Here is a 23,561-nt window from a genome sequence, read left to right as displayed (position 1 = left end):
TTGAAGCCACCGTGTCACTAGAGTCGGCAGATTCGCGGAGCGATGCCGTCGCGATTGGCGCGATTCTGCGGGGCGTACCGCCGCGACGCTTTGCCTGACCGGCAGCGCACAACGAGTCGAGTCGTCTGCTAGCGAAGGTAGCGACGAACCTGCGATAAACCCACGCGTCAAGAGCTTGGTCGGGAAGCTGCTACTAGTTGTCAACGCTTCGACGACTTCGTTGCTACGTTGGGTACATAAACAACTTCGCCGTTCTCGAGCCGGTAGGCGACGCCCAGACGCTCGCCACTTCCCTGCAGCTCGTTCTCGCTGACGCGGTAGTGTTCTAACCGCTCGCCGTCGCGGACGATAATCTCCATGTCCGGCTCATTCGGATTCTTGAGCACCGTAGCGCTATCGCTAGCCGAGAGCGCCCCGACCATTGGCGCCCGAGAGAGCAGAACGAGCAGGATCGCCACGGCGAACACCATGGCGACGTCAAAGAGGTTGGCGACGCCGCCCAACGGATCGTCGTCATGTCCGGAGAGCAGGCGGCGGTGAGAACCTGAATTTCGGCTACGCACAGCTTTCTTCCTCGCACGCATACGCCGAATCGTCCTGATTGCGCACCATTGGACGCCCGAGAGCAAACTCGATGTCGACAAGGTCGCGGGCGTACCACTGCCGTCTTATCAGCAACATGGTGTAGCTGAGGCCGCCGATAAAGACGCCGACGACCGTTGTGCTGAAGACGATAACGAGGTTACCGGCCATCGCTTCGATATCACCGGCGGAAAGTCCGACTAGCGCAGGCCCCATGGGGATGAGTGTCCCCATGAGCCCGAGGAGCGGGCCTGTTCGCACGCCAAAGCTCATCCATGCAAGACGGCCCGAGGCGTTTACCTCCAAGCCAGCGAGCGTCTTCTCGGGATCCGATCCCCTCTGGATCGCTGCGGCGAAGTCTCTTTGCAGGCCGTTGAAAGCGGGAGTGCCTCCCCTCGGCGCCGTTTGGCGGCCCTCGGTAATAACACGCTGCCAAGCATCGGCCAACTGTAGGCGGCCCCGCCACTCACCCAGCAACGAGCCGAGGGTAAAGAGCGACCAACCGAACAGCAGGACGAGCGCCACAAGCACTGGCGCGAGCATCGCGGTCGCGAGTTGATAAACTAGTTCGGCGAGCTCCTCCATTTACGGCTGCTCCTCGCGCTTCGTGGGAAGCTGCCGTGAAGCATAGCCGACGACGACCAGGGTGGCTGCGATCACTAGTCCTAGCAGCCATAGGTAACTTCTCGATTCCTCTTTAGGGGGCGTCGCTTCCGCTGCCGTATCGACTAGTTGCCGTCCCGTGACTTCTTCTTTCTCGGGCCCCTCAGCAACGTCCGACCGCGCTGCTTCTGACGACTCGCCCGCGGTTGATTGCGCCGTGTTGGTCGGGAGAGATGAAGCGGCGCCAGCGCTGGCCGACTCATTGAGTCGTGCGTCGTAGGCCGCAACCAACTCGCTCACGGCGGCGTCGCCTGGAGCAGACAATGCGTCGCGGACGAACTTCTCGAGTTTGACATTGCCGCCGCCACGCAAGCCGCCGCCCTCGCCGTGGCGAGCGACGGATTCGGCGTAAGCGACCGCGATTTCTCGGACAACCTCGTCGCCGGGCCTCCAGTAGCCTTTCCGGATGCTCTCGAGAAGCACCTCGGTCATATCTTGAAACGCATAGGGGTTCTCGGCCTCGAACCACTCGCGAATCGCCAAGCTCTTGCTATCTCGCACGTAGATCTCGACGATCTCTTCCCAAATGTCATCGGAGACGCTGTCGGGCCGCATGATCTTCCAGCCCATCGTGTTGGAGACATGCACAGCCACCTGATCGGCGCCCGCGTAGCCCTCGCGCATCATCCCTTCGATCCATTTGCGGTTGAAGAGCCGCACCCGGTATTCACGCCGCAGCGCCTCCTCGGCCGCGATCATGCCGGCCGAATCGGGGTCCCGGACATCGGAGAGGTAGTATTCGGGCTCGACGCCGGTGAGATGCTTAACGGCCATACAGAGGCTTCCGCCATGATACCAATCGTATTTATTGGAGAGCGGACTGCGCGTCCGGTCGGACCAACTACGGAGAACGATCTCCGTCCCCTGGATCGAGCGGTCGTATGCCTCGGGAGCGTTGTCACCCCATAGCCCCTCGGTGTACACGTAGCGCGACTGGCCGAGGTAGACCTCCATGAGATCCTCGCGGGTGTCCCACTCGCCGCTCTTCTCGACCAGGTAGTAGTACCCGGCGCTGCCGTACTGCCCGAGCGGATGACCAAAGATCCTCGCCCGTGAGAGTCGGCCTGCCCGTTCGGCCTCGACGCCCGCCGCTTCGAGGTCTTGCCGCGTCTGCTCGCTGTTGCGCCAGACCCAGTTGTCCGGCTCTTCGGTCTGGGCGACCAGCCGGATCGCCTTATCTAGCAGCCGCATCCTCGTCGGCAACATGTCCCGGTAATAACTCTGGCCCGCAATGAAGACATCGATCCGTGGCCTGCCGAGTTCATCCGCGGGAACCAGTTCGACATCGACCACGAGGTTTTGATCGTCCCAGACAGGACGCACGCCGATGAGCCGCAGGATCTGCGACTCCATTACTCCGTAATCTTGGAAGGTAGCGAAGGAGTTAAGCGTGAAGCCGATCTTCTCGGGGTAGCGCCCGGTCTGCTCGAGCTTCTGCGCAAGGAGTTGATCCACCAACTCGCAGCCGAGCTCCCAAGAGGGCTTCGTGGGCACCTCTTCCGGGTTCATGACGTAAAGGTTCCGCCCCGTCGGCAGGGCCGCGGCGTTGCGGTCGGGTCCGCCCCCGGGGCCAGGAGGAATGAACTTGCCGTCAAGCGCGGCGAGCAGGTTATCGATCTCCTCCCCGGTGCGGGCGAAACCTTTTGCCAAGCGTCCCGCGAGGGCAAGTGACTTCGCAAGCGGCTCTGGGGTGTCGGCCGAGGCGTCGCGCTGGATAGTTGCCGCCAAGGCCTCGGCTGGCGATAGGCCCTTGCTGACAACCAGCGAGACGATCTCTTCGCCGACGCGTCGCAGATATTTCAGACTGTCGCCCGGCGTTAGGGCCTCACCCGGCGGGACATCGACCACCTCGTCCAGCGCGTTGAGGTACGCCTTACCCAGGCAAGTCGTCAGGTAGGGGACGAGGAGGTCGTCACGCGGCGTCTCGCCAAAGACGTGCAGGCTGACGGGGGTCGTCTCGTTGTGAACGTCGTGCAGATACGTGAGGACCTGCTCAATCTCGGCAGGCGTCAGCAGTCGGCCGCCGGCTAAGTCGAGGCCGACATCTTTGTCGAGATTCTCTTGCTTGACCTGCTCGCTGATCGAGCGGCGGAACTTCTCCTTGAGCGCGCCCTCGCCGAGTACGATCCAGTGGTCGATGTCGTTGTGCAGGTTTGCTAGTTCATCGGAGAGTTCCGCGTTGACGCTGGGCGGAACCAGATGGTCGATCAGCACGGCGTAAGCGCGGCGACGCGTAGGTGAGGACTCACCGAGGTTGTTGAGAATCCACGGATTGATGTTCGGCGTCGTCCCCAGCACGATGTCGGGCCAATCGTGGTCGGAGAGACCCACCGGCTTGCCCGGGAGCATGAACTCGGTCCCGTGAGTGCCGAAATGCACCAGCGCGTCGGCGCCGAACGATTCTTCGAGCCAAAAGTAAGTCGCTAGGTAGTTGTGCGGCGGCGGGACGAGTTTGTCGTGCACCAGCGAAGTGTCCTGGGCCTCGCCTCGCAAGGGTTGAGGGAGCAGGATGACGCCGCCGAGGTCGATCCGCGGGATGACGATGCAGGGCTTCCCATCGTCTCCGTGCCAAACCAAGAATTCGCCTGGCGGCTCGCCCCACCGGTCGATCACCTCTTGACGAAGCGGTTCGGGAACGCGTTTGGCGAACCAGTCTTCATATTGCGTCAGCGGGACAAGAACGGCGTCGCCCGATCTCGCTAGCTGATCGAGCACTCCGGGCGCCCAGATGCCGATCTGCCGGCCCCGTTCCATCATCCATCCAACCAGCTCGTCTTCGTCCTTCGGCACGTCGGTCAACCGATAGCCTTCCGATTGCATCCGCTTCAAGACACCGACGAGACTGCGCGGCCCGTTCATGAACATCCCCGTCGCGCTGCCCCGCATCAGCTCGGCCTTGCCCATCTCACGGTCGTAGTACACGAACGCAATCTTCTTGTCGGCCTCTGGCGTCGTCGATAGCCGCATCCAGGCGAACGCACGATCCGTCAGGTGATCTATACGCTCCGCGATCGGCAGAAAGGCTTCGCTGCTGCCGCCCCCTTGCTCGGTGCCGGCGCCGATCTGTGGCTCGATGGCGCCGAGGAGTTCTTGCCCGATCACATGAAAGGCCATCTCGCTCGAAGCGAGGCCTTCGAGGCCGGTTCGCCAGTCATCGATCGACTGCTTGCGGAAGAAGATCGAGTGCAGGTGGGGCACGCCCAACTCGGCCCGCAATGCGACGCTCTCGCGGCTGTGGCAGGTATGAATGACGCAGTGCGGCCCGAATTCGCGCAGCGCCGCCTCATACTCGGGGCCGCCGTCGATGACCCCTACGGCAAGCACGCCCTTCTCCTCGAGCGATCGCACCAGGGCGTCAACGACCTTCGGCTGTTGGAATACGAGATGCGTTGTGTGGACCGCGATCATCGCTCGCTGGGTTGCATCGACGGGTTTGCCGTTCTCCTTGGCCCAGCGCAGGAAGGAGGCGGCGTCGGGGAACATCCCTTCGTGGCCGGGGTAGTAGAGCCCCTCGACGGCGCCCACCTCCTCGGGCAGCGGAACCTCGCCGCCATTCCCCAACAGCTCCGACCAGATGTATCTCAACATCCTCCGTAGGTTTTCGGTGGACGAGCCGTAGTACGCGCTCAGCCTGTCGTCGTGCTCGATCACGCCGCCGCGCGCCAACTCGGGGACGGCGTCCTCGGCGAGCCCGGAGATTGAGAAGATGCGGAGCGCAGGGTTCGCCTTGCGTCCCGCCTCGATCATCGTGCGGTACTGCTCGCGGTCCTCTTCGCGGGTGTGCTGGAAGAACACGATCCGGTAAGGCGAAAGATCGACCCTACCGGCGGCGATATCATCGTCACGCAGGTAGTCCAGCTCCATGCCGGTCTCCGTCTCGAGCGTCTTGAGCTGGTCGAAGACCCCGCCGTGCAAGCCGACAAACGCCAAACGGGGCGCATCATCACCAGCCGGGGCGACCTCTTGCGCAGCCACACAAGCGACAAGCGACAACACGGCCGCTGCCACAAGATAGCCGCGGCGTGCTTGCGACACCAATACCGTAAGAAAGCTCATCAATAGTCGCCCGGGATGTCGCCTGCCGCCCGTGTGCCGAGCGCCTGCATCGTTGTCTCGTCAATGGAGTCTGAAACAAACCGCACCGAGCCGTCAGCGAACGCGAGCATGGCCCCGCCGGGATGCGCGCTGCGAGCGGCGAAGTTCGTGCAGCCGTTGCTCGGCGCCTTGCAGTCGGTGCGGGGATCGTTCGGCGGACGCGAGGTGCTGAACATGTTCAGGTGGGGTTGGCCGCCGATCCAAACCGTTGCGCGATCGGCCGTGTTGGGGTCACCGCCTACGCAGGTACTGATGTCGTTCGCGTTCCCCGACCCGGCGAGATAGATGTAATTGTCTGTCAGGGTGCTGGGATCGAGGTCACCCTTGAGCGACTCCCCGACCGCGATCGTGTGGGAAGTCCCGTCGGTGATCTGCGACATCTTGAACTTCGTGTCGTGCCCGAATATGCCGCTGCAAACCTTCGTGCGACACTCGCAGACAATCCCCTGGTTGCCGAGGTAGTTCGTCGGAGCGAAGTAGAGCGTTTGAGCGCTGTCACGCGGCACGCCGGCGACCTCGTAAGGCGAGATCGGATCGCTCGGGCAGGTGAAGGTCGGGATCACGTTCCGCCCAGCCTCGACCAGTTTCACGTTGGTGTGGGCGTTTGTCGCCGGGTCGATCAGGTCGGGAGTGATCATGTCGGCGATCGCCCGCTCCTCCAAGAAGGGGAGGCAAAGCGTCAGCCAACTCAGTTGATGGCGGTAAGAAGGGCCATCGACGCCCGTCTCGTCGTGACCCGGCGGAAAGTGTTTGTGGGTGTCGTGGTACATCTGCAGCGCCAGGCCCATCTGCCGGACGTTGTTGGTGCACTGCGATCTCCGGGCCGACTCACGGGCCGCCTGCACGGCGGGCAGCAAGAGCGCGACGAGGATCCCGATGATGGCGATCACCACAAGCAGTTCAACGAGCGTGAATCCCTTCTTCGTTGCCATTCTTGATTTCCAAAACGCCTTGTCGTAAGTGAAGTTGGCTCGCACGGAAGCTGTGCGTGCGAATACGCAATGTCACTGCCTCCCCAGCGAGTGTGAGCCACGTTCGATGGCTCAGCTCTTCCACCGGTCGATTGAAGGGGACAGGGTGCGCTAGATGTCGAGGCAGCGCCTCATCGCAAGTCGCATGCCGTAACGGCTCGGACTAGGTAAGGCGAGAGATACGTCAGGAAGCGGGAAAAAATGACCGTCGATTAAACGGCGAGGTGACGCGCCGAGCGACGCTGGTGTCGGATGAACAGACACGGAGTTGAGCATCCTGACGCCAGATGTCGAATCGGTCTTACCACTCGATGCCACGCAGTCGACGATCAGCATGCGGATAATTCCTTTTCGAGACAGTCTCGATCGACCTCCTGGCAATTGGGTCGCGCCGCCTATGCCATCCTCATATTTTCAGGTGATGGACCTGAGATGCCTGAGCTGGCCAAATACCTCACATTTCCAAAACGGACCGATACCTTGACATGACAATCGAGCAATTATTCTCGCGTCGTCGCATGGAACAACCTAATCAGGCTGGCGTTTTCGGCCCGAATCCGAACTGCTGAGGACGTATACGCTAATGGCACACAGTTAGCCGTAAATCGTTGCTATGAGTTGACCCGCGAAGAAGGGCCTCACTCGCCTAGATGAGCGTTGTCACATAGCGACCTCGTAAGTCCGCCCCGCAGGCGTTGCCTTAGGCTTGGCCTAGCGGTCGCGTAACGGAGATCGGGGCAGAGCAAATGCGAGAGGGCCCACCGGCAGAAACGCTCCACCGGTGGGCCCGAACGGCGCCCTCGATTACCCTCAGTGGCCGAAGTGCGCTGCTTTCTGCGCCGCGCCCCGTCCACCGATCGCGAAAACCCTATGCCCGAAGTCATCCCCGGCAATCTGTACGACTACCCGAAGTACTACGACCTCGTGTTCGGCTCCGACTGGAAAGCGGAGTTTGATTTCTTGACGGGGGTGTTCGCCAAGCACTCGGCGTTGCCGCGGGGGGCGAAGCCGAAGCGGTTGTTGGAGCCGGCTTGCGGGACGGGGCGGCTGATGTACCGCTTCGGGAAGGCGGGCTACACCGTCGCGGGGAACGACCTCAACGCCAAGGCGGTGGCGTTCTGCAACGCTCGACTGCGGCGGCAGGGACTCGCGGAGTCGGCGGTCGTTGGCGACATGAGCGACTTCACGCTGGCTGACTTCAAGGGCATTCAAGCCCAGGGGTTTAACAGCCGGGGCGCGAAGCCCTTCGACGCGGCGTTCAACACGATCAACAGCTTCCGGCATTTGCCGAGCGAAGCGGCGGCCGAGGGTCACCTGCGTTGCGTCGCCGACGCGCTGCGGCCCGGGGGGCTGTATGTGCTCGGTCTGCACCTGACGCCGGCCCGTGGCGAGCCGGAGAGCGACGAAGAGTCCTGGGCGGCCCGGCGCGGGGACCTCAGCGTTATCTCGCACATGTGGAGTGAGGGGGTGGACCGGCGGCGTCGGGTTGAAACGGTTGGGATGAGTTTTGACGTTTACACCCCGACCAAGCAGTTCCGATTGGTGGACCAGACTCCCTTTCGGACGTACACGGCGCGGCAAATGGCCGATCTGATCGACAAGACGGGGGCGTGGGACGTGGCCGCCGTATACGATTTCGCGTACGACCTCGACGGGACGGTCGAGATCGACGGGACCACCGAGGATGTCGTGTACATCCTCCGCAAACGGGCCGCGTCCTAGCGTGGCCCGCTGAGACCTTGGCCGCCGACGCTATCAAAGCCGACGTCCCCGCTGCGCCGACCCATCGAGTCGGCGGCGAGTCGTGGACCGCGCTGGCGGCTTGGGCAGCGGATGAACTAGGCGTCAGGGTCGCCTTCGACGGCAAGCTTTACCGCATCGAAGAGGACGTCCACGCCGCTGCCCCCGACGCATCGACGACCGAATCCGCAGCACGGCGGAGTTGGTTCCGGCGCCGGTCCCCGAAGGAGGAGGCGGCCGAGGGGCCCGAGCCGTTCGCCACGGAGACGCCGGCCGAGCTGCTGGGTGAACTGGTCAACCGCCTACGCGAGCGGCCCGAAGTGACGCACGCCCGGCCCGTAAGCCAGCCGACGGCGGTCCATGACCTGTCGGCTCAGCTCTTCGCGGCTTACAAACTCGACGGTGGACAAGCCCACTTGGCGGGTTGCCACTTCGACGACGTGCCGCTGGTGCGACTGACCTGGGTGCAGGAGGGGGACGACGGCGCGCAGTCCATCGAGCACCGGTACTACGACGAGTTGGGCGAGCCGCTGGAGTGGTCGTTGGCGGAAGCGTTGGGCGTCGATCGCGTCGCACCGCTGGCCGGACCGACGCCGCGGATCGAACCGGAACGTCTGGCGCGGATGCTCGAATCGGTTAGGCGTCACGCGGACGTTGCGCCCTCGCTCGAGACGGTCGTCTGGGCGAAACGGGCGTGGGGGCGTCTACGGTTCGAGTTCAGCGACCAATCGATCGACGCGCCGTTCGAGGGCTGGGCGCGGCTTCTCAAAGCGCCGCCCGTCGTCTGTCCGCTTACCGGCGTGGATACCTACCACTTAACGACGATTGAAGGTGGCGAGATCGCCGCGGCCGAGCAGGTCGGCGTTTGCGACGTCACGAAGCATCGCCGGCTGTTGGCCGATCTGGTGAAGTGTTCGGCTACGGGCAGGCTGGCCGAGCCGGAGTACGTCGGCCGTTGCGCCGCGAGCGGCGAGCCGGTGTTGAAGAGCCAGCTAGTGAGGTGCGATCGCTGCGGGTTGCTCGTGGCGCCGGCTGCGAAGCGCAGCGGCGACTGCGACGCTTGTCGCCGCGCCAAACGTGTCGGCGCCGACGACCCGCGGCTGTTGGCGATCGTGGCGAAGCACCCGAAGCTTGCAAAGAGAAACTGGGCGCTCACCGAGACGCCCGTTGCTTATGTGATCGAAGCGAGCGGGTGGTTCCGCCGGCGCGTGGCGTCGTTCGACAAGGAGTCGCTCACAGTGATTCACGCCGCCGAGGCGTCGCGGATGTCGTCGGTGTGGCGACCGGTGGCGGTGGATTCACTGTAGGCGAGCCGGCGACGTTAGTCGTGGGTGCGAAGCGGGTACACGCCCTTTCGCGATATCTGACACGGACGACTAACGTCGCCGGCTCGCCATTAACATCGCGTTCTGCTAATCGCTCGTTCGTACGCTTCGAGGTACCGCGTCGCAAGACGCTTGGGTTCTAACCACTCGAACACCGCGGGGCGGTTCATTGAGGCGGCTTGTTGGCGTGCGGGCAGGTCGTCGAGCAAATGACGAAGGCCCTTTGCGAAGCCTTCGGCCGTATTGTCCGCGACGATGCCGCCGAGTTTCTCGACCTCGGGCCAGATGTTGACCGAGCGGCTGGTCAGCACCGGGGCGCCGCACAGCATCGCCTCAGCCAGCGCGATGCCGAAGTTCTCATGGTGGGACGGCAACACAAAGGCGTCGGCGGCTTCGTAGAGCGACCGCTTGAGCTCGCCGCCGACCATGCCCAGCAGGTGGATGCGATCGTCGACGCCGAGCGACGCGGCTTGACGCTCCAGTTGGGCGTCGTGCCCGTCGGCCGCCGGCCCGGCCAGCAACAGGTGCGGACGCTGGGCGGTAGGGAGCAGGGCGATCGCTTCCAGCAGAGTCGGCAAGCCCTTGATCGGGTGCAGGCGTCCGACGAACAACAGGCGGGGCAAGCCGTCGTCAACGAAGGCCTGAGGGTACGCCGTTTTAGCAGGCGCTGGGCCGACAGCGGTGTGATACGGCTCGACGTCGAGCACCAGCGGTTCGACGATCGGCGTCAGACCGGGCACGCGGCGGAGCGACTGTTCGGCTTCGATCGACGCGGTGAAGTGCACCCACTGTGCCCGTCGCAGCAGTCCGACCGCGAAGAGTCGCAAGTAAGTTGACTTCTTGAGCGACTTGCCAGCCATGCACCAGTCATCGAGCATGCCGTGCGCACTGATGACGTAAGGCTTGCTAGCACGTCGGGCGGCGCGGGCGACGACCAAGTTGAAGGGGTCCCACAACTCGTGGAAGTGAACCACATCGGCCCCACCGACGGCGTCGCGGATGGCTGGGGTTAGGGAGCCGGGGCGGAATGCCGCTCCGGGGCTTACGGGGATCGTCACAACCCGCGGGGCGGCGGGGTCGCTGCTCCACGAGGTCGGCACGTCCTTGGGATCGCCAGTGAGGATGGTGACCTGGGCGCCGGCCCTGGCGACCTCGGCAGCGAGGTCGAGAACCGCCCGGACGATCCCGCCCTCCTCGAGACAGAGCGAGTCGATGTAGTGCAAGACACGCACGACGGAGGCCCTAAGAAGCCGAGACGGGGGGGAAGTGTCGGGTTACTTGGCGCCAATCACCAATCACTTGGGGGCGACACCGACAAGGACGAGCGTCGCGACCACCACCGCGCCGGCGGCGCCGACCAGTACATTCCGGTAGAGCCGGCACTGGTCGATCCGACGAAGTGTCGCCACGTCTTCGGGGGATTTGAACTCCTGGAAGCCGCGGTCGATGAGCGGTTTGTAGATCTCGGTGTAGAGCTGAAAGAGCTGGGCAGGGGGCATGGCGTCGAGCTGTCGCTGGACCGATTCGGTGCGGGCCGCCGCGTCGGGGGGCGCGGGGGGGGCGGGCTCGACGGCGGCGAACCAACCTGCGCCGGCCGCTAAGGCGCCGGCGATCAGCAGTCCCGCGCTGAGGACGCCGTTGCGAAAGCTCCATGCCGCGGCCTGCGGCGGGACGGACTCGTCGGCCGGCAAGTTCCGCATTTCGCCGAGCCGCGGCACGTCTAAGCGGGCGCCGCACTCGCAGGTGACGGCTCCGCCGGCCTGGCTGGGGCTGACGGGGACCGACTTGCCGCAAGCGGTGCAGGGGAGGAGGTGGCGGGTGCTCACAATCGCAGCTCGGCAGTCGTCGGGTTGGCGGGCGTCAGCGGTCGGCGTCCAAACGGAGCATTGTCGACGCCGCCGCGACGGGCAACAACCCACAGCGCCAGCGTCTGAATTAGCACGGATTTCCGCCCCAAAGGGTAGACCCGGCAAAACCCGTGAATAAGATTATTCGATCGACGGAGCCGATCGCAGCGAACCTCCCCGAGGGAGCGGCCGCGAAGTGAGACACCGAAGCCAGCCACCAAAGGGTGCGACGCCAGAAGGCGCCATGCCCATCCGGTTGCTGTCGTCTCGGTAGTCTGACCCGCGAGCGAGACAACCCGCCTAGCCGACGCTCCCCGCGCTGCAACCACGCACCAACCGACAAGGCCAGCAGGACCAACGCCAGCAGGACAACCAAGTCCTGTAAGCGGGCTCCGCTCCCCCGAGCGACGCCCGGCCACGACTTTGCCGATCGGTGTGAGATTGAGTGATGACCCCTTGCTTCCCCCCGTGGGACGCAGAGTGGTTAGCGTCATGAAGTGGTTGGTGGTATCCGTCGGACGAGCCGCCCCGGCTCAGCCCTCGCTACTTTCCCTCCCATTTCACCGACGCGTCGGCTTGCCGATCCGTTGGCCCGCCACTTCGCCGGTCGTCATCGCTCTTCGGTTGGTTACAGCACGGCTTGCCAGCAGTGTTGGACATCGAAAGGGGGTAGCCGGTTCCTGAAGACAGAATACGAATGACAGCAGAGGCCGACGCCACCGCTCGACGCGGAGGCGGAGACTCAGCCTGATGCTAACAGCGAGCGTCATCGGCAAAGTTGCCCCAGTGGCAATCCTTTGCCAACTGACCGCCGGCATAAGCCTTGACACGCATTGGTGTTAGACTTCGTTACCAGTCATCACAGTCAGATAGAGATAGCAAGAAAGAACAAACCCCGCGGCGCGGCGTGCCGTTGGCTACGCCGGTTCCTCTCACTGGAGCCAGCAAGCAGCGCCATTCACCGCAACGCGGTTCACCGTCAACCCAATCGACCCGACACGAGCGGCCGGCCTGAAACTGCTGGCGCCGTGGGGCAGGTGTCTTGGAAAAGGTTGCGGTAATTCGAGAGCTTTATCCGCCGTGGGTGCGTACCCATGTCGGCCCGACCTGCCAGCGATCCGGTCTCATCGATCGAATCGCCTGCCAGAGCGGGCGCCGACCGCGACGGAGCGGCTCTCATCCCTAGAATTCTCACCGGCCCAACCAACGACACCGTCTGGCGGGCCGGACATTTTCGACAAGCGTTTTTAGGAGCGCAAAGCTTTGTACGACGCACTATTGGACAACGACCTGGACGACGCCGTGGACCCCGAGCTGGGAGGCCATCGGTCCGCCCGCGACGAGGACTCGGGCGACGACGAGGCGTCCCTGCGTTCTGCCGTCACCGCCGGCGCCCGCCGCGACGACGAGCCCGATGACGACGACGAGGACGGCACCGGCCTCTTCGACGGCGAGGCGGCCGACTCTTGGTCGGACGACCCCGTCCGCATGTACCTGACGCAGATGGGCGAGATCCCCTTGCTCACCCGCAAGGAAGAGATCTGCCTGGCCCGTCGCATCGAGGTCACGCGCACCGCGTTCCGCCGCAAGTTGCTGGCCTGCGACTACGTGGCCCGCGCCGCCTACCGGACGCTCGACCGCGTCCAGAAGGGCGAGCTCCCCTTCGACCGCACGGTGCAGGTGAGCGTCACCGACCGGCTTGAGAAGGACCAGATCCTCGGCCGCCTGCCGCACAACCTGAAGACCCTTCAGGTGCTGCTGGACCAGAACGCCGACGACTACCGCCTGGCGACCAGCAAGTCGGCCAACATGAAGGCCCGCCAGGAAGCCTGGAAGCGCCTCGGCCGCCGGCGTTGCCGCGTCGTAAAGCTGATCGAAGAGCTCGGCCTCCGCACGCAGCGGATCGAGCCGATGATCAACGAGCTGCGAAAGTTCCACCGCCGCGTCGAGCAGCTCCGTTCGCAGATGGAGCAGATGAAGAAGGACCGTCGGCCGATGTCCGAGCGCAAGCCGGTCATTCAGGAGTACCGTTCGATCCTCCGTTCGCTGCAAGAGACGCCCACGAGCCTGCGGAACCGTGTCCGCCAGCTGCGCCGCGTCCACACCGAGTACCAACGCGCCAAGCGCGGTCTCTCCGAAGGCAACCTACGTCTGGTGGTGTCGATCGCCAAGAAGTACCGCAACCGCGGCCTGTCGTTCTTGGACCTGATCCAAGAGGGCAACGCCGGCCTGATGCGGGCCGTTGATAAGTTCGAGTACCGTCGCGGCTTCAAGTTCTGTACGTACGCAACTTGGTGGATCCGTCAGGCGATCACCCGCGCCGTCGCGGATCAGAGCCGCACGATTCGCATCCCGGTTCACATGGTCGAGACCATGAGCCGCGTGCGGAACGTGTCGCGCATGCTGCTACAGAAGCTGGGCCGCGAGCCGACGCTCGAGGAGACCGCCAAGGCGGCCGACTGCACGATCGACGAGGCGCGTCGCGTCCTGGCGATGAGCCGTTACCCGATCAGCCTCGACCGCCCGGTCGGCAACAGCGAGGACAGCCAGTTCGGCGACCTCCTGCCCGACAACGGCGCCGAGAGCCCCGCCAACGGCGCGGCCCAAGAGATGCTCCGCGGCCGGATCACCGATGTCCTCAAGACGCTCAGCTACCGCGAGCGCGAGATCATCAAGCTCCGTTACGGCCTAGGCGACGGCTACAGCTACACGCTGGAAGAAGTGGGCCACATCTTCAAAGTGACCCGCGAACGCATCCGCCAAATCGAAGCCAAGGCAGTCCGCAAGCTGCAACAGCCAAGCCGCTCGGCGGAGTTGGTGGGCTTCTTGGATTAAGAAGACGACTAGAAGAATCGACCTAGCAAAAGGCCCCCGTCGCGCGAGCGGCGGGGGTCTTTTTCGTTGAAATGGCGGCGGTGGGGTCGGGCGGTTTGGATTATTCTGAGGGCCATCGCTGGTGGCGTCGCCCCTCAAGAAAGCTGCTCCCATGCCTCGTCGTTCTTCTCGTCGAATCGCGTCGCCCCGTCTGCGGAATCGCCTACGCTGCGAGGCGCTGGAGGACCGCCGCGTGCTGGCGACTTATGTCGTCAGCTCGACGGCCGACGCCGGCGCGGGATCGCTCCGCGAAGCGATTGATCTGGCGAACGCGACGGCGACCATCGCGGACGAGATCGTTTTCGATGAGACCGTCTTCGCGACGCCCCAGGCGATCCTGCTGGACAGTCAACTGCCGACGATCACCGACGCGCTGGCGATCGTCGGGCCGGGGGCGGAACTGCTGGCGCTGGACGGGCAGAACGGAAATAGCCGCGTTCCTTTTACCGGCGACGGCTGGCAGGCCCTTCAAGTGACGGACTCGTCGTCCAGCACACGGATCGAGGTCGCGATCAGCGGCCTGACCTTCACCAACTTCGACAAGTCGGTGGCGTTGAGCAACGCCGAATCGCTCGTCCTAGATTCGGTCGTTTTCTTGAACACTCATGGGCGGGCGGTCACTAACACCGGCGTCCTCGTCGTTCGGGACGCTTTCTTTGAGAACAACCGGGGCGGCGCCATCGCGAACGACGACGACCTAAAAGTTTTCAACAGCCGCTTTGTTGGCAACCAGGCTTACGAGGGTGGCGCGATTTTTAACTCGGGTGACGCGACGATCACGGACTCGCAGTTTGAGGCCAACGTCTCGACGCGGTACGGCGGCGCTATTTGCAGCCCCGATGCTGGCGACCAGATCACAATCATGGGCAGCACCTTCGTCGCAAACGAGGCAAGCATCCTCGGTGGGGCCGCGTACCTCGGTAACGAAGTCGACGCATCGATCATCATCAACAGCACGTTCTCCGGACATAAAGCCGGCGCCGGCGCCCCTATCGCTGTTCGGCTCGGTCTGACGTTGCGTCATTCGACAGTGTTCGATAACCGGGTGACCACATCGGACCGAGCGGCGATCGAAGCCTTGTATACCGACACGGTCCTGAAGATCGACCATTCGATCGTCGCGGGAACACTCTACCAATCGTCGCCGGCCGCCGACCTGCGGGCCTCCACCCAGATAGTCATAACTGACAGCGTCATTGGGTACGACAACCAGGGCTTGGTGGACGGCGAAAACGGCAACTACGTCGGCAGCCAGCTGACCCCCCTCGACCCGCACTTAGCGCCGCTGGCGATGAATGGCGGGCCGACGCCTACACACGCGCCCCTCCCCGGAAGCGTCGCGATCAACGCCGGCGACCCCGACTACACAGAGTTGCCGGGCGCGACGGACCAGCGCGGCGGGCCTTACCAGCGTGTCGTCGGCGGGCGGATAGACATCGGCGCGGTCGAGGCCCAAGGGCCGGTCACCGCGGCGCCCGGCGACTTCAATGGCGATGGCCGCTTCGACGCCGCCGATTACACGGTCTGGCGTGACAGCCTGGGCTTGAGCGTCGCCCCGCTCAGCACGGGCGACGCGACCGGCGACGGCCTCGTTGACGAGACGGACCGCCTGCTCTGGGTCTCGCGCTACGGGGATCGCTATGTCGCGAAGGTCGAGGTCAACGACCTAGCGGACGACGACGACGGCGACATCTACAACGGCCGCACGACGCTCCGCGAGGCGATCAACTACACGAACGAGAACGCCTGGGCCGACCGCATCACGTTCGACCCCGCCCTCTCCGGCGGCGTGATCGAGGTTGGGACAACGAACTCTGGCAGGTACTACCAGATCGAATCGGAGCTGACGATCGACGCTTCGATATTGCCCGAGGGGATCACGCTCGATGCGGGCGAGCGGACGACCGGACTGCACATCAACGCCTTCCACGTCAACACGAACAACGATTTCGACGTCACGCTGATCGGGTTGACGATCGAGAATGGCGTTGGGCAGTTCGGTGGCGGCGGGGCAGTCAATTCCTTGATGACCGGCACGTTGATGCTGATCGATTGCCAGTTATTCGACAATCTCAGCGGCCGCCGCTACGACGGTCAGATCATCGGCCAGGGTGGCGCCATTTTCGCGCGTGGGCCCGTCCATCTGACGGATACGACTATCGACGGCGCCACCTCCGGCACACTGAGTACGGCAACCGGCGGCAGCGGCAGCGCCATCTACGCCGTAGGCGACGTCACGCTCGTACGCAGCCACCTGCGTAACGTGGAGGCGCTCCCCGTGGGCGGTGGAGGCGCCATCGTCGCGGCGGGCTTTGACCCGCAATGGCCGTATGTACGCCTCGACGTCGCCCCGTCGGTGCAATTGATAGACAGCTCAATTATAGGCGCCGTTGGCGGCGGAATCGTCGCTCCGGGAACCGTAACGCTGATTGGCAGCACGCTCGAAGGCTTGTCGGGCGTCGGGATCGTCGCTAGCGGGAATGGCAGCCTGCCTTTAGTAGGCAATGTCGAACTCGTAGATAGCACGGTCCGCGGCTTCTCAGTCACGGAAACAGGGGGAACCTACGGTTATCTCGGGACGCCCGGCGGCGTGGGAATTGCCGCGATGGGCAGCGTCTCGCTAGTGCGCAGCCACGTTGAAGACAACACGGTTGTCAATCCAACTTCTACGAAAGGCGGCGGCATCTACGCCCGTGGAACCGCATCGCTGCTGGACAGCGTCGTCGATGGCAACTCGGCCGCCTACGGCGCCGGGATTTACGCCGAAGGCCGCACCGTCGGCGGCGCCAATCACCCAACGGGAACGCCGGTTGTTTCAATCGTCGGCAGTTCCGTCAGCGGCAACACGGCCTTGCGGAATGGCGGAGCAATCACCTCTCGGGGAGCGGTATTCGTCGAAGCAATTTCGATCTCCGACAACGCTATTGCCAGCTCTTGGACCGATTCGTTGAGGCAGGCGATCGTCTCGATCGACAGCCCCGTCAGCCCGTCCTCGCAACCGGTCGTCTCGTTCACGGATGTCGTCCTCGCCGACAACTCTGGCCCTCTCGATCCGGTCACGGGTCGGATTACACCTTCCTATGTTCTCGCGGGTTACTCCTACCCCGTCAACGCTACGTTCCTCCGTACTCATGTCATCGATAATCAGTTGAATGGAGTATCAGCGCGCTCCATCTACGACAGCGTCATCAGCCGCAATGCGGGATTCGGCGCTATCGTGCAGGAGGAGATTCGTGGGACCACGGTATCCGGAAATCAAGGCGGCGGCTTGGCGACGGCTGATGACCACCTCCTTATCAGCGACAGTGTTATTCGAGGAAACTCGACAGTATTCGATCCAACGCTGCAAAGCACGGTACTGGGTTTGCATTTTGCCGCTGGTATTCAGGGGACGCCGTCTCGTATTGTTCTCGAGCGATCCACCGTCACCGGGAACCATCTGATTTTCTCGCCGACATGGGGCGCCTCTTCGTACCCCTTGGCCGGTGGGATCAGTGCGAGCGAACTCGTTGCTATCGACTCGACTATCAGTGACAACCTAGTCGAAGGGCCGGGCGTCAAGGGCGGCGGCGTGAACCTTGGCAGAACTAACTACGCCAGGTTCTACCGCAGCACGGTAAGTGGGAATCGTGCTGTTGGCGACAACGCCCGTGGGGGAGGCGTTTATAGCGTTGGCTTTGTCGAGCTCGTCCAGAGCACCGTCAGCGGCAATTCTGTCGAGGGCGCCAACACGCTCGGTGGTGGTGTCTATGCAAGAGACCTGTCGGCGACACACAGCACGATTACAGCCAATGCGGCCGACTCGGTCGGCGGCGGCGCCTACCTCACCTCGGCTTCGGGACGCCTTCACGGGACGATACTGGCGGGGAACGTCGCGCCTGCCGGCAGCCCCGATCTGCAACGAGTGCTGGACACCGGCATCAGCGTCGTATATTCACTGATTGGCGACACGACCGGCTCGGGGATCGATGCCGCGACGGGTGTCGGCAACCTACTAAACGTCGATCCGCTGCTCGGGCCGTTGCAAGACAATGGCGGGCCGACATGGACCCATGCATTGCTGGCGGGGAGTCCCGCCATCGACGCGGGCGACCCAACTCGCACCGCCGTTCCGTGGAGCATTCTTGGTTTCAGCTCAACGGGTGAAGACGATCAGCGCGGCGACGGCTTCCCGCGCGTGCTCGACGGCGGGTCGGGCGGGCTGCGCATCGACATTGGCGCCTTTGAAGCGGCATCGCCGATCTCGCCGGCGTTCCTAATCGATTCGACGCCGAAAGATGGCAGTGCATACTCTTCAAGTTACGCAGAGACGATTGACCGAGCCTTAGCCGAAGTCGGGGATTGGCGGACCCGGCTTGCGATCAATATCGACATTGAAGGATATCGCCTTTGTAAAGTTCAAGTCGTGCTCGATAAGCGTGCCGTGCCCGAAATGCGTTACGTCGATGACTCAGAAGAAGCGGTTGAAGCCGCCGTCGCCTGCGTATTCGAAGAGGGCGTCGTCGTTGACGTGTAGTATCTTGCGATTACCCCTCAAGTGGCTCGTCGTCCGCCGCGGTAGCAAGCAGCTTTGCCGCCCTCTCCATCTTCGCGGGGTCTTCGCCTTCAGTCGGCTTGACCACGACGACGACGGCGCCTTGGGCGATGCGGTCGTGGTAGTGCTCGACTAGGCGGCGAGTCTCATCGCTGCTGAACGTTCCCGTGCCGAGCATCGCCCCGATGGCTCCGCCGGCCAAGCCGCCGACGCCCGCTGCGACCACCGCAATCGGCCACGCCACGATCGTCGCTAAGAACGCGCCGCCGACGATGCCGAAGCCCGCTCCATGAGTCGCCATGAATACCCGGCCCGAATCTTGGGAGGGCGGCTCGACGGGGACCCAGGTGCCGAGGGTGTCGAAGGTTTCGTCCTTATCGCGGTACAACACGTAGACGTGCTTGGAGTCGAAGCCGCTGTTGACGAGCATCTTAACGGCGTCCCGCGCTTGATCTGGCGACTGATAGAAGCCGACGCGGCCTTGAGGCAGCGCGGGGTTCGCCGGAGCCCTCGATGACGCGCCTGCGAGGGGCGGCTCTGGCGAGAGGTAACTGAACGGCGCGTGGGGGTCGAGTGGAGTTGCGGACATCGGGGCACTCCTATTCAAATGCGAAAGAGGTTGTCTTCTTAGACGGTAGGCGTGATAGTCAGAAGCGGCAACTTGCGTGCCGAAGCCTCCTTAGCGGCGAAAGAAGCTGTTTTCGCCGGGCGAACGGCCTCATGCTGTGAAGTGAGGCCCCAGTTTGGTTGGTGGGGGACCAGACGCCGTTGCGGCTTGGTGAGTCGCCTCGTTGTATGATTCGTCGTATCCTGCAAGGACCATCGCGAGAGTCGCGACGGTCGGATCCGTCCTTGTTGATTGGAATGAATCGTGTCGAAGCTGCTCGGATTTCTTTTCGCCTTCGTTGTTCTAGGCTTGCTTGCCCCGGTCGGAGCATTTGCCGCGGAGCCGTTCACGGTCATGTCGTTCAACCTGCGTGGCGACTTCGACGGCGGCGTCGCCACCGACAAGCCGACGGGCTGGCTCAGCAAGAGCGGCGACCACCGACGCGAACTTGCGCTGCGGCTGGCGAGCGACGTAGACCCTGATCTGCTTGGCGTGCAAGAGGCGTATCGCAACCAAGTGCAGGAGCTCGACGCGGCGTTGCCGGGTCATGCCTTTGTCGGCGTCGGTCGCGACGACGGCGCTGAGGCGGGCGAGCACTCGTGCCTCTACTACCGCGCCGATCGCTTCGAGCTAGTGGACTCCGGCACGTTCTGGCTCAGCGAAACGCCCGACAAGCCGAGCACATACCCCGGCGCCGCATGCCCGCGCGTGGCGACATGGGCCGTGCTGCGTGACCACAACGACGGGGAACCCGCCGGGCGCGAGCTGCTGGTGGTCAACACGCATTGGGACCACGTCTCCGCCGAAGCGCGGAGTTACTCGGCCACCCTCATCCGTCAGCGGCTCGAAGAGTTAGCCGGCGACCGCCCCGCAATCGTGATGGGCGACCTCAACGTTACCGAGAGGAAGGAGCCAATCACAACGTTGCTCGGCGACGGCCCGCGACGGCTCGTCGATAGCTTCCGTGAAGTCCAGCCGCAACGCGGCAAGAACGAACGCACCTACCACGACTTCAAAGGGGGCGAAGAGGGTTGGCGGATCGATTACATCGTCCACACCGAGGGGCTGCGAGCGACCGACGCGGAGATCGTGCGCACGTCGTACGACGGCCGCTACCCGTCGGATCATTACCCGGTGACCGCATCGATCGAGTGGAAGTAGGGTCCGCTGGGCGGACCGAACGAACGATCATCCGCACCGAGCGATCCAACGTCATTGATGACGGGGAGCCGGAACGCGTCAAAATCGATTCTTGTAGGAGGCGTCTCCGACGCCGATTACGTTCTCCATACCAATACCGATTGTTGCGCGTAATCGGCGTCGGAGACGCCTCCTACAAGATAGAAGAATTTTTTTACTTGCTTTTCGTCGTGAAGCTCCACACCGTCGCTGGCGCCGGCACGCCGTCGTCACTTTGGAAGTTGATGGCGTGTGAGCCGTTGATCCCTAGTTCATACTTAGTGCCGGGTTTTAGGGTGACGGTCATCGTGCAAGTGCGGCCGTCCTTGCTCCAGCGCACGGCGTCTTCCTTTGCGAAATCAGGCATCTTGCCGCCTGTCTTTACGATGGATGTCCCTTGCCCCATCTTCGTGTTGAACGTGACGCTAATCTCTTTTTGATCGATGGAAGGAACGATTGTCGCCCCGTTCGGAGGGGACAGCTCAACGATCTCCGGCGCTTTCACTTTGTTTGCGACCGAGCGTTTCGCCCTCTCGGTCGCAAACGCGATCACGGCATGAGCCGCTGGCGTGCCATCGGCGCTATTGAAGTTCTGCGCGCTCTTGGCGTTGATGCCGACGCGATAGAACTTACCCTTCTCTAGCAGCACAGGTAACACACAGGTGCGGGCGTTGATCCATCTCGCCTTGCGGCTTTCATCGTAGGTAGGAAAGTTCTCGCCGCCGCCGGTCCAACTCATGCCGCCGGGGTTCATGTCGCGATCGAAGGTGACGCGAATCTCGTCAAGCGAAGGACTCACATCGGTGGCGCCGATCTCAGGGACCGTTTTGATGACCGAAGGATAAGGCAGGTCGGCGGTAGCTTCCTTCTCGGCCTTGTCTGCAATGACTCCCTTCTTCACCGGCGACAGCTTCTCACCCGCCGCCGCGGAGCCGACGCCGTTGAGGGGTCGCTTCGTGAGGCGGATGTCGTCCACCCAGACCGTGCCCGGACCACCGATGATCAGGTTGAGCGTCACCTTGTCGGGGCGCTGCCCCGCCTTGAAGAAGAACGGGATCTCCAGCCGTTTCCAGTCGCTCTTGCCGAAGACGGCGACGTTCGGGTTGCGTGAGAAGTAGACGCCGCCATCGACGTGGGCCCACATTTCGAGTGACGCCGACTGATCGAGGTCGGATCGAACCATCGCGCTGTAGATGAGCTGCGCGTCCTCGACGTCGGGCTTCTCGATCTCGGCGAGGCAGACGGTCGTCGCCCACTTGGTGGTGACCCGCGTCGAGGCCTTGCCTTCGACCTTTATCTCCGCATCGGGTTCGACCTTGAGGCCCGACTCGGACGTGTCGTCGAGGCTCAACTGCACGAGCTCGACCTCGCCCTGCGACTTCGCCGCGATCGACGCGCCGGCTAGCGGCACGAAGACCGCTGCGAACGCCGCGAGCAGCGCCAGCGATGGCCAGCCGAAGCGGCCGCGGGTGGGTTGGAACGCCATGATGTCCTCCATTCGTTGTTGGAGCGCCGAGCCGCGTTCGAAAACGCCGACCATGCCCGCCGCGGCGAGTGGCATGGGGGCGGACAGGCCGCTGGGCCGCCCGTGGCCGAGCGTGAGCGAACGGACAATCGCCTCGCCGTAACGGTCGGGCGCGACGGCCGACCGACGGAGCACCTCGTCGTCGCAGCAGCGTTCGCGTTCGTCGCGGAGCCGCGTCGAAGCCCACCACACCAGCGGGTGGAACCAGTAGAGCGTGACGACGACCGCCTGCAGCCAACCGACGAGCGTGTCGCGCCGGCGCCAGTGAACGAGCTCGTGGGCGAAGACGCCGACGAGTTCGTCCGGGGCGAGTTCGTCGATCGTCGCGCGCGAGATCACGATGGTCGGCCGCCGCACGCCGATGAGGAACGTCGCGGCCGGTGTTTCGCTGAGGCGGAGGTCAACGCCGTCGGCGTCGGGCAGGCCGATCGCGATGGCGGCCCGTTCTAAAGCCACCCGCGCGGGGCCCTCGTCGATCGATTCCAGTTTGCTGATTGCGCGACGGACGCGGGCGTAACCCGCAACTAGCGCCGTGGCGACCACGACGACGCCGATTAACCAACCGGCGGCAAGCATCGTGAAGAGCGAGGGACGCTCCCAGGTGTTTCTAACGTCGGCTGTCGACGTCGCCTCTGTCTTGGCGAGGAGTGACGCGGTCGGACCGGCGGGACTTTCGACCGGTGGGGTCTCTTCCGCGGAGAGCGTCACCAGTTCGCGGGCGGTATCCGGCAGGCGACTCGTCACTGGCGCGACGGCCCAATTGCCGGCCGCCCACGGCGCCGGCAGCGACGGGCCGCCGAGCGTCGGCGGCAGCAACGCCTTCACGAGCACCAGCAGCCACAAACCGTGACGCAGCCGCGGCGCCGCGTTCTTCAAGAGCATCGCTGCGATGGCGACCACCGCGATGAACAGCGCCAGCTGCCAACTCGACGCGACGAGCCAGCGGACGAGACTTTCAGAAAACGTGGCGACATTCATGCCCGCCCCCGGCCGCGCGGCGGCTTCTTCGCATCCCGTGCGGTTCGCTTGCGATCGAGCGCCGCCTTGAGTTCACGAACCTCTTCGTCGCTCAGCTCGGCGTCGCCGAGGAACTGCGCCAGCACCGTCGAGACGATGCGGCGGCCGGCGGCGCCGGTGTGACGCGTCAGCCGGTCGAGCACGCCGCCCACTTCTTGACGGGTCATCGCCTCTTGCGAGACGGCCGCGCGGTACAGGTACGAGTTGCCGACCTGCTCGTAATCGATCGCGCCCTTCGCCACGAGCCGTGAGAGCAATGTCTTCACGGTGCGGTACGACCAGTCATGCACCGGCCGCCCCCGACCGTCGCGCGGCAGCGCGGCGAACACGTCGCGTGCGGCGAGCGGCCCGCGCTCCCAGAGGACCTTGATCACTTCCCACTCGGCGGGCGACAGCGCCGGGGCGGGTTCGCTTGCACTCGACATGACGGCCTCGACAGGCGAAGGATAACGCAGTGTTGGCATAAGACTACACGTGTAGTCGTTTGTCAAGCGGGGTTGGCCGAAACCGTAAATTGGCGAGCCGGGAGCGTCAGCAACCGGAGGGAAGCGGGCACCAGATACACTCCGGTCGCTGACCAGGATTATGCAACTGCTAGCAAA

General features: G+C 63.8%; 14 protein-coding genes. 5 read left to right on the top strand and 9 right to left on the bottom strand.

The genetic code is table 11. The features are described 5' to 3' along the window. Window positions 1–200: 200 nt before the first annotated feature. Genes Spa11_RS20905 through Spa11_RS20890 form a run of 4 tightly spaced genes read right to left on the bottom strand, consistent with a single transcriptional unit; the run spans window position 201 to window position 6,272 of the window. On the bottom strand, window positions 201–563 hold the full coding sequence (locus Spa11_RS20905) for a DUF2149 domain-containing protein (protein ID WP_197529561.1): 363 nt from the start codon (window positions 561–563) through the stop codon (window positions 201–203). Continuing rightward, window positions 556–1,167 (bottom strand): MotA/TolQ/ExbB proton channel family protein, encoded by a 612-nt coding sequence (locus tag Spa11_RS20900; protein ID WP_145116453.1) that lies wholly within the window; start codon window positions 1,165–1,167, stop codon window positions 556–558. Before Spa11_RS20900 ends, Spa11_RS20905 begins: the two co-directional genes overlap by 8 nt. Further along, complete coding sequence (locus tag Spa11_RS20895) at window positions 1,168–5,301, bottom strand: cobaltochelatase subunit CobN (protein WP_145116451.1); 4,134 nt, start codon at window positions 5,299–5,301, stop codon at window positions 1,168–1,170. Then, window positions 5,301–6,272 (bottom strand): DUF1559 domain-containing protein, encoded by a 972-nt coding sequence (locus Spa11_RS20890; RefSeq protein WP_145117092.1) that lies wholly within the window; start codon window positions 6,270–6,272, stop codon window positions 5,301–5,303. The genes Spa11_RS20895 and Spa11_RS20890 overlap by 1 nt, the downstream gene beginning before the upstream one ends. Window positions 6,273–7,181: 909 nt before the next feature. Here Spa11_RS20890 and Spa11_RS20885 point away from each other — a divergent pair. Both Spa11_RS20885 and Spa11_RS20880 read left to right on the top strand, forming a co-directional pair. Continuing rightward, entirely contained in the window at window positions 7,182–8,033 is an 852-nt protein-coding gene (locus Spa11_RS20885; RefSeq protein WP_145116448.1) for a class I SAM-dependent methyltransferase, read from the top strand. Window positions 8,034–8,050: 17 nt separating this feature from the next. Next, on the top strand, window positions 8,051–9,358 hold the full coding sequence (locus Spa11_RS20880; RefSeq protein WP_145116446.1) for a hypothetical protein: 1,308 nt from the start codon (window positions 8,051–8,053) through the stop codon (window positions 9,356–9,358). Window positions 9,359–9,447: 89 nt separating this feature from the next. Here the strand turns inward: Spa11_RS20880 and Spa11_RS20875 are convergent, their stop codons facing one another. After that, the gene (locus Spa11_RS20875) at window positions 9,448–10,608 is read right to left on the bottom strand and encodes a glycosyltransferase (protein ID WP_145116444.1); all 1,161 of its coding nucleotides are present in this window, start codon (window positions 10,606–10,608) and stop codon (window positions 9,448–9,450) included. Window positions 10,609–10,671: 63 nt separating this feature from the next. Next, window positions 10,672–11,202, bottom strand: coding sequence for a hypothetical protein (locus Spa11_RS20870; protein WP_145116440.1), 531 nt, complete (start codon window positions 11,200–11,202; stop codon window positions 10,672–10,674). Between the two features lie 1,284 nt (window positions 11,203–12,486). On the opposite strand from Spa11_RS20870, the gene Spa11_RS20865 reads away from it, so the two are divergent. Continuing rightward, on the top strand, window positions 12,487–14,058 hold the full coding sequence (locus Spa11_RS20865) for a sigma-70 family RNA polymerase sigma factor (protein ID WP_231933058.1): 1,572 nt from the start codon (window positions 12,487–12,489) through the stop codon (window positions 14,056–14,058). Window positions 14,059–14,209: 151 nt separating this feature from the next. Then, window positions 14,210–18,613, top strand: coding sequence for a choice-of-anchor Q domain-containing protein (locus Spa11_RS20860; protein ID WP_145116437.1), 4,404 nt, complete (start codon window positions 14,210–14,212; stop codon window positions 18,611–18,613). 10 nt (window positions 18,614–18,623) lie between these two features. Here Spa11_RS20860 and Spa11_RS20855 read toward each other — a convergent pair whose 3' ends face one another. Next, on the bottom strand, window positions 18,624–19,220 hold the full coding sequence (locus tag Spa11_RS20855) for a general stress protein (protein ID WP_145116434.1): 597 nt from the start codon (window positions 19,218–19,220) through the stop codon (window positions 18,624–18,626). Window positions 19,221–19,502: 282 nt separating this feature from the next. On the opposite strand from Spa11_RS20855, the gene Spa11_RS20850 reads away from it, so the two are divergent. After that, complete coding sequence (locus Spa11_RS20850) at window positions 19,503–20,399, top strand: endonuclease/exonuclease/phosphatase family protein (RefSeq protein ID WP_145116432.1); 897 nt, start codon at window positions 19,503–19,505, stop codon at window positions 20,397–20,399. A 193-nt stretch (window positions 20,400–20,592) separates the two neighbouring features. Here the strand turns inward: Spa11_RS20850 and Spa11_RS20845 are convergent, their stop codons facing one another. Both Spa11_RS20845 and Spa11_RS20840 read right to left on the bottom strand, forming a co-directional pair. Then, window positions 20,593–22,920, bottom strand: coding sequence for a M56 family metallopeptidase (locus Spa11_RS20845; RefSeq protein ID WP_145116430.1), 2,328 nt, complete (start codon window positions 22,918–22,920; stop codon window positions 20,593–20,595). Next, entirely contained in the window at window positions 22,917–23,423 is a 507-nt protein-coding gene (locus tag Spa11_RS20840) for a BlaI/MecI/CopY family transcriptional regulator (RefSeq protein ID WP_145116428.1), read from the bottom strand. The genes Spa11_RS20845 and Spa11_RS20840 overlap by 4 nt, the downstream gene beginning before the upstream one ends. Window positions 23,424–23,561 lie beyond the last annotated feature (138 nt).

The sequence above is a fragment of the Botrimarina mediterranea genome, from assembly GCF_007753265.1.
GTDB lineage: Bacteria > Planctomycetota > Planctomycetia > Pirellulales > Lacipirellulaceae > Botrimarina > Botrimarina mediterranea.
Note: the sequence above shows the minus strand (reverse complement) of the source record. Positions and strands in the feature narration are given on the sequence as shown.

Bases quoted from the DNA above. Each gene is read 5' to 3' on its own strand.
- Spa11_RS20900 (WP_145116453.1), bottom strand. From the start codon at position 1,167: ATGGAGGAGCTCGCCGAACTAGTTTATCAACTCGCGACCGCGATGCTC.
- Spa11_RS20895 (WP_145116451.1), bottom strand. From the start codon at position 5,301: ATGAGCTTTCTTACGGTATTGGTGTCGCAAGCACGCCGCGGCTATCTT.
- Spa11_RS20890 (WP_145117092.1), bottom strand. From the start codon at position 6,272: ATGGCAACGAAGAAGGGATTCACGCTCGTTGAACTGCTTGTGGTGATC.
- Spa11_RS20885 (WP_145116448.1), top strand. From the start codon at position 7,182: ATGCCCGAAGTCATCCCCGGCAATCTGTACGACTACCCGAAGTACTAC.
- Spa11_RS20860 (WP_145116437.1), top strand. From the start codon at position 14,210: ATGCCTCGTCGTTCTTCTCGTCGAATCGCGTCGCCCCGTCTGCGGAAT.
- Spa11_RS20855 (WP_145116434.1), bottom strand. From the start codon at position 19,220: ATGTCCGCAACTCCACTCGACCCCCACGCGCCGTTCAGTTACCTCTCG.
- Spa11_RS20845 (WP_145116430.1), bottom strand. From the start codon at position 22,920: ATGAATGTCGCCACGTTTTCTGAAAGTCTCGTCCGCTGGCTCGTCGCG.
- Spa11_RS20840 (WP_145116428.1), bottom strand. From the start codon at position 23,423: ATGCCAACACTGCGTTATCCTTCGCCTGTCGAGGCCGTCATGTCGAGT.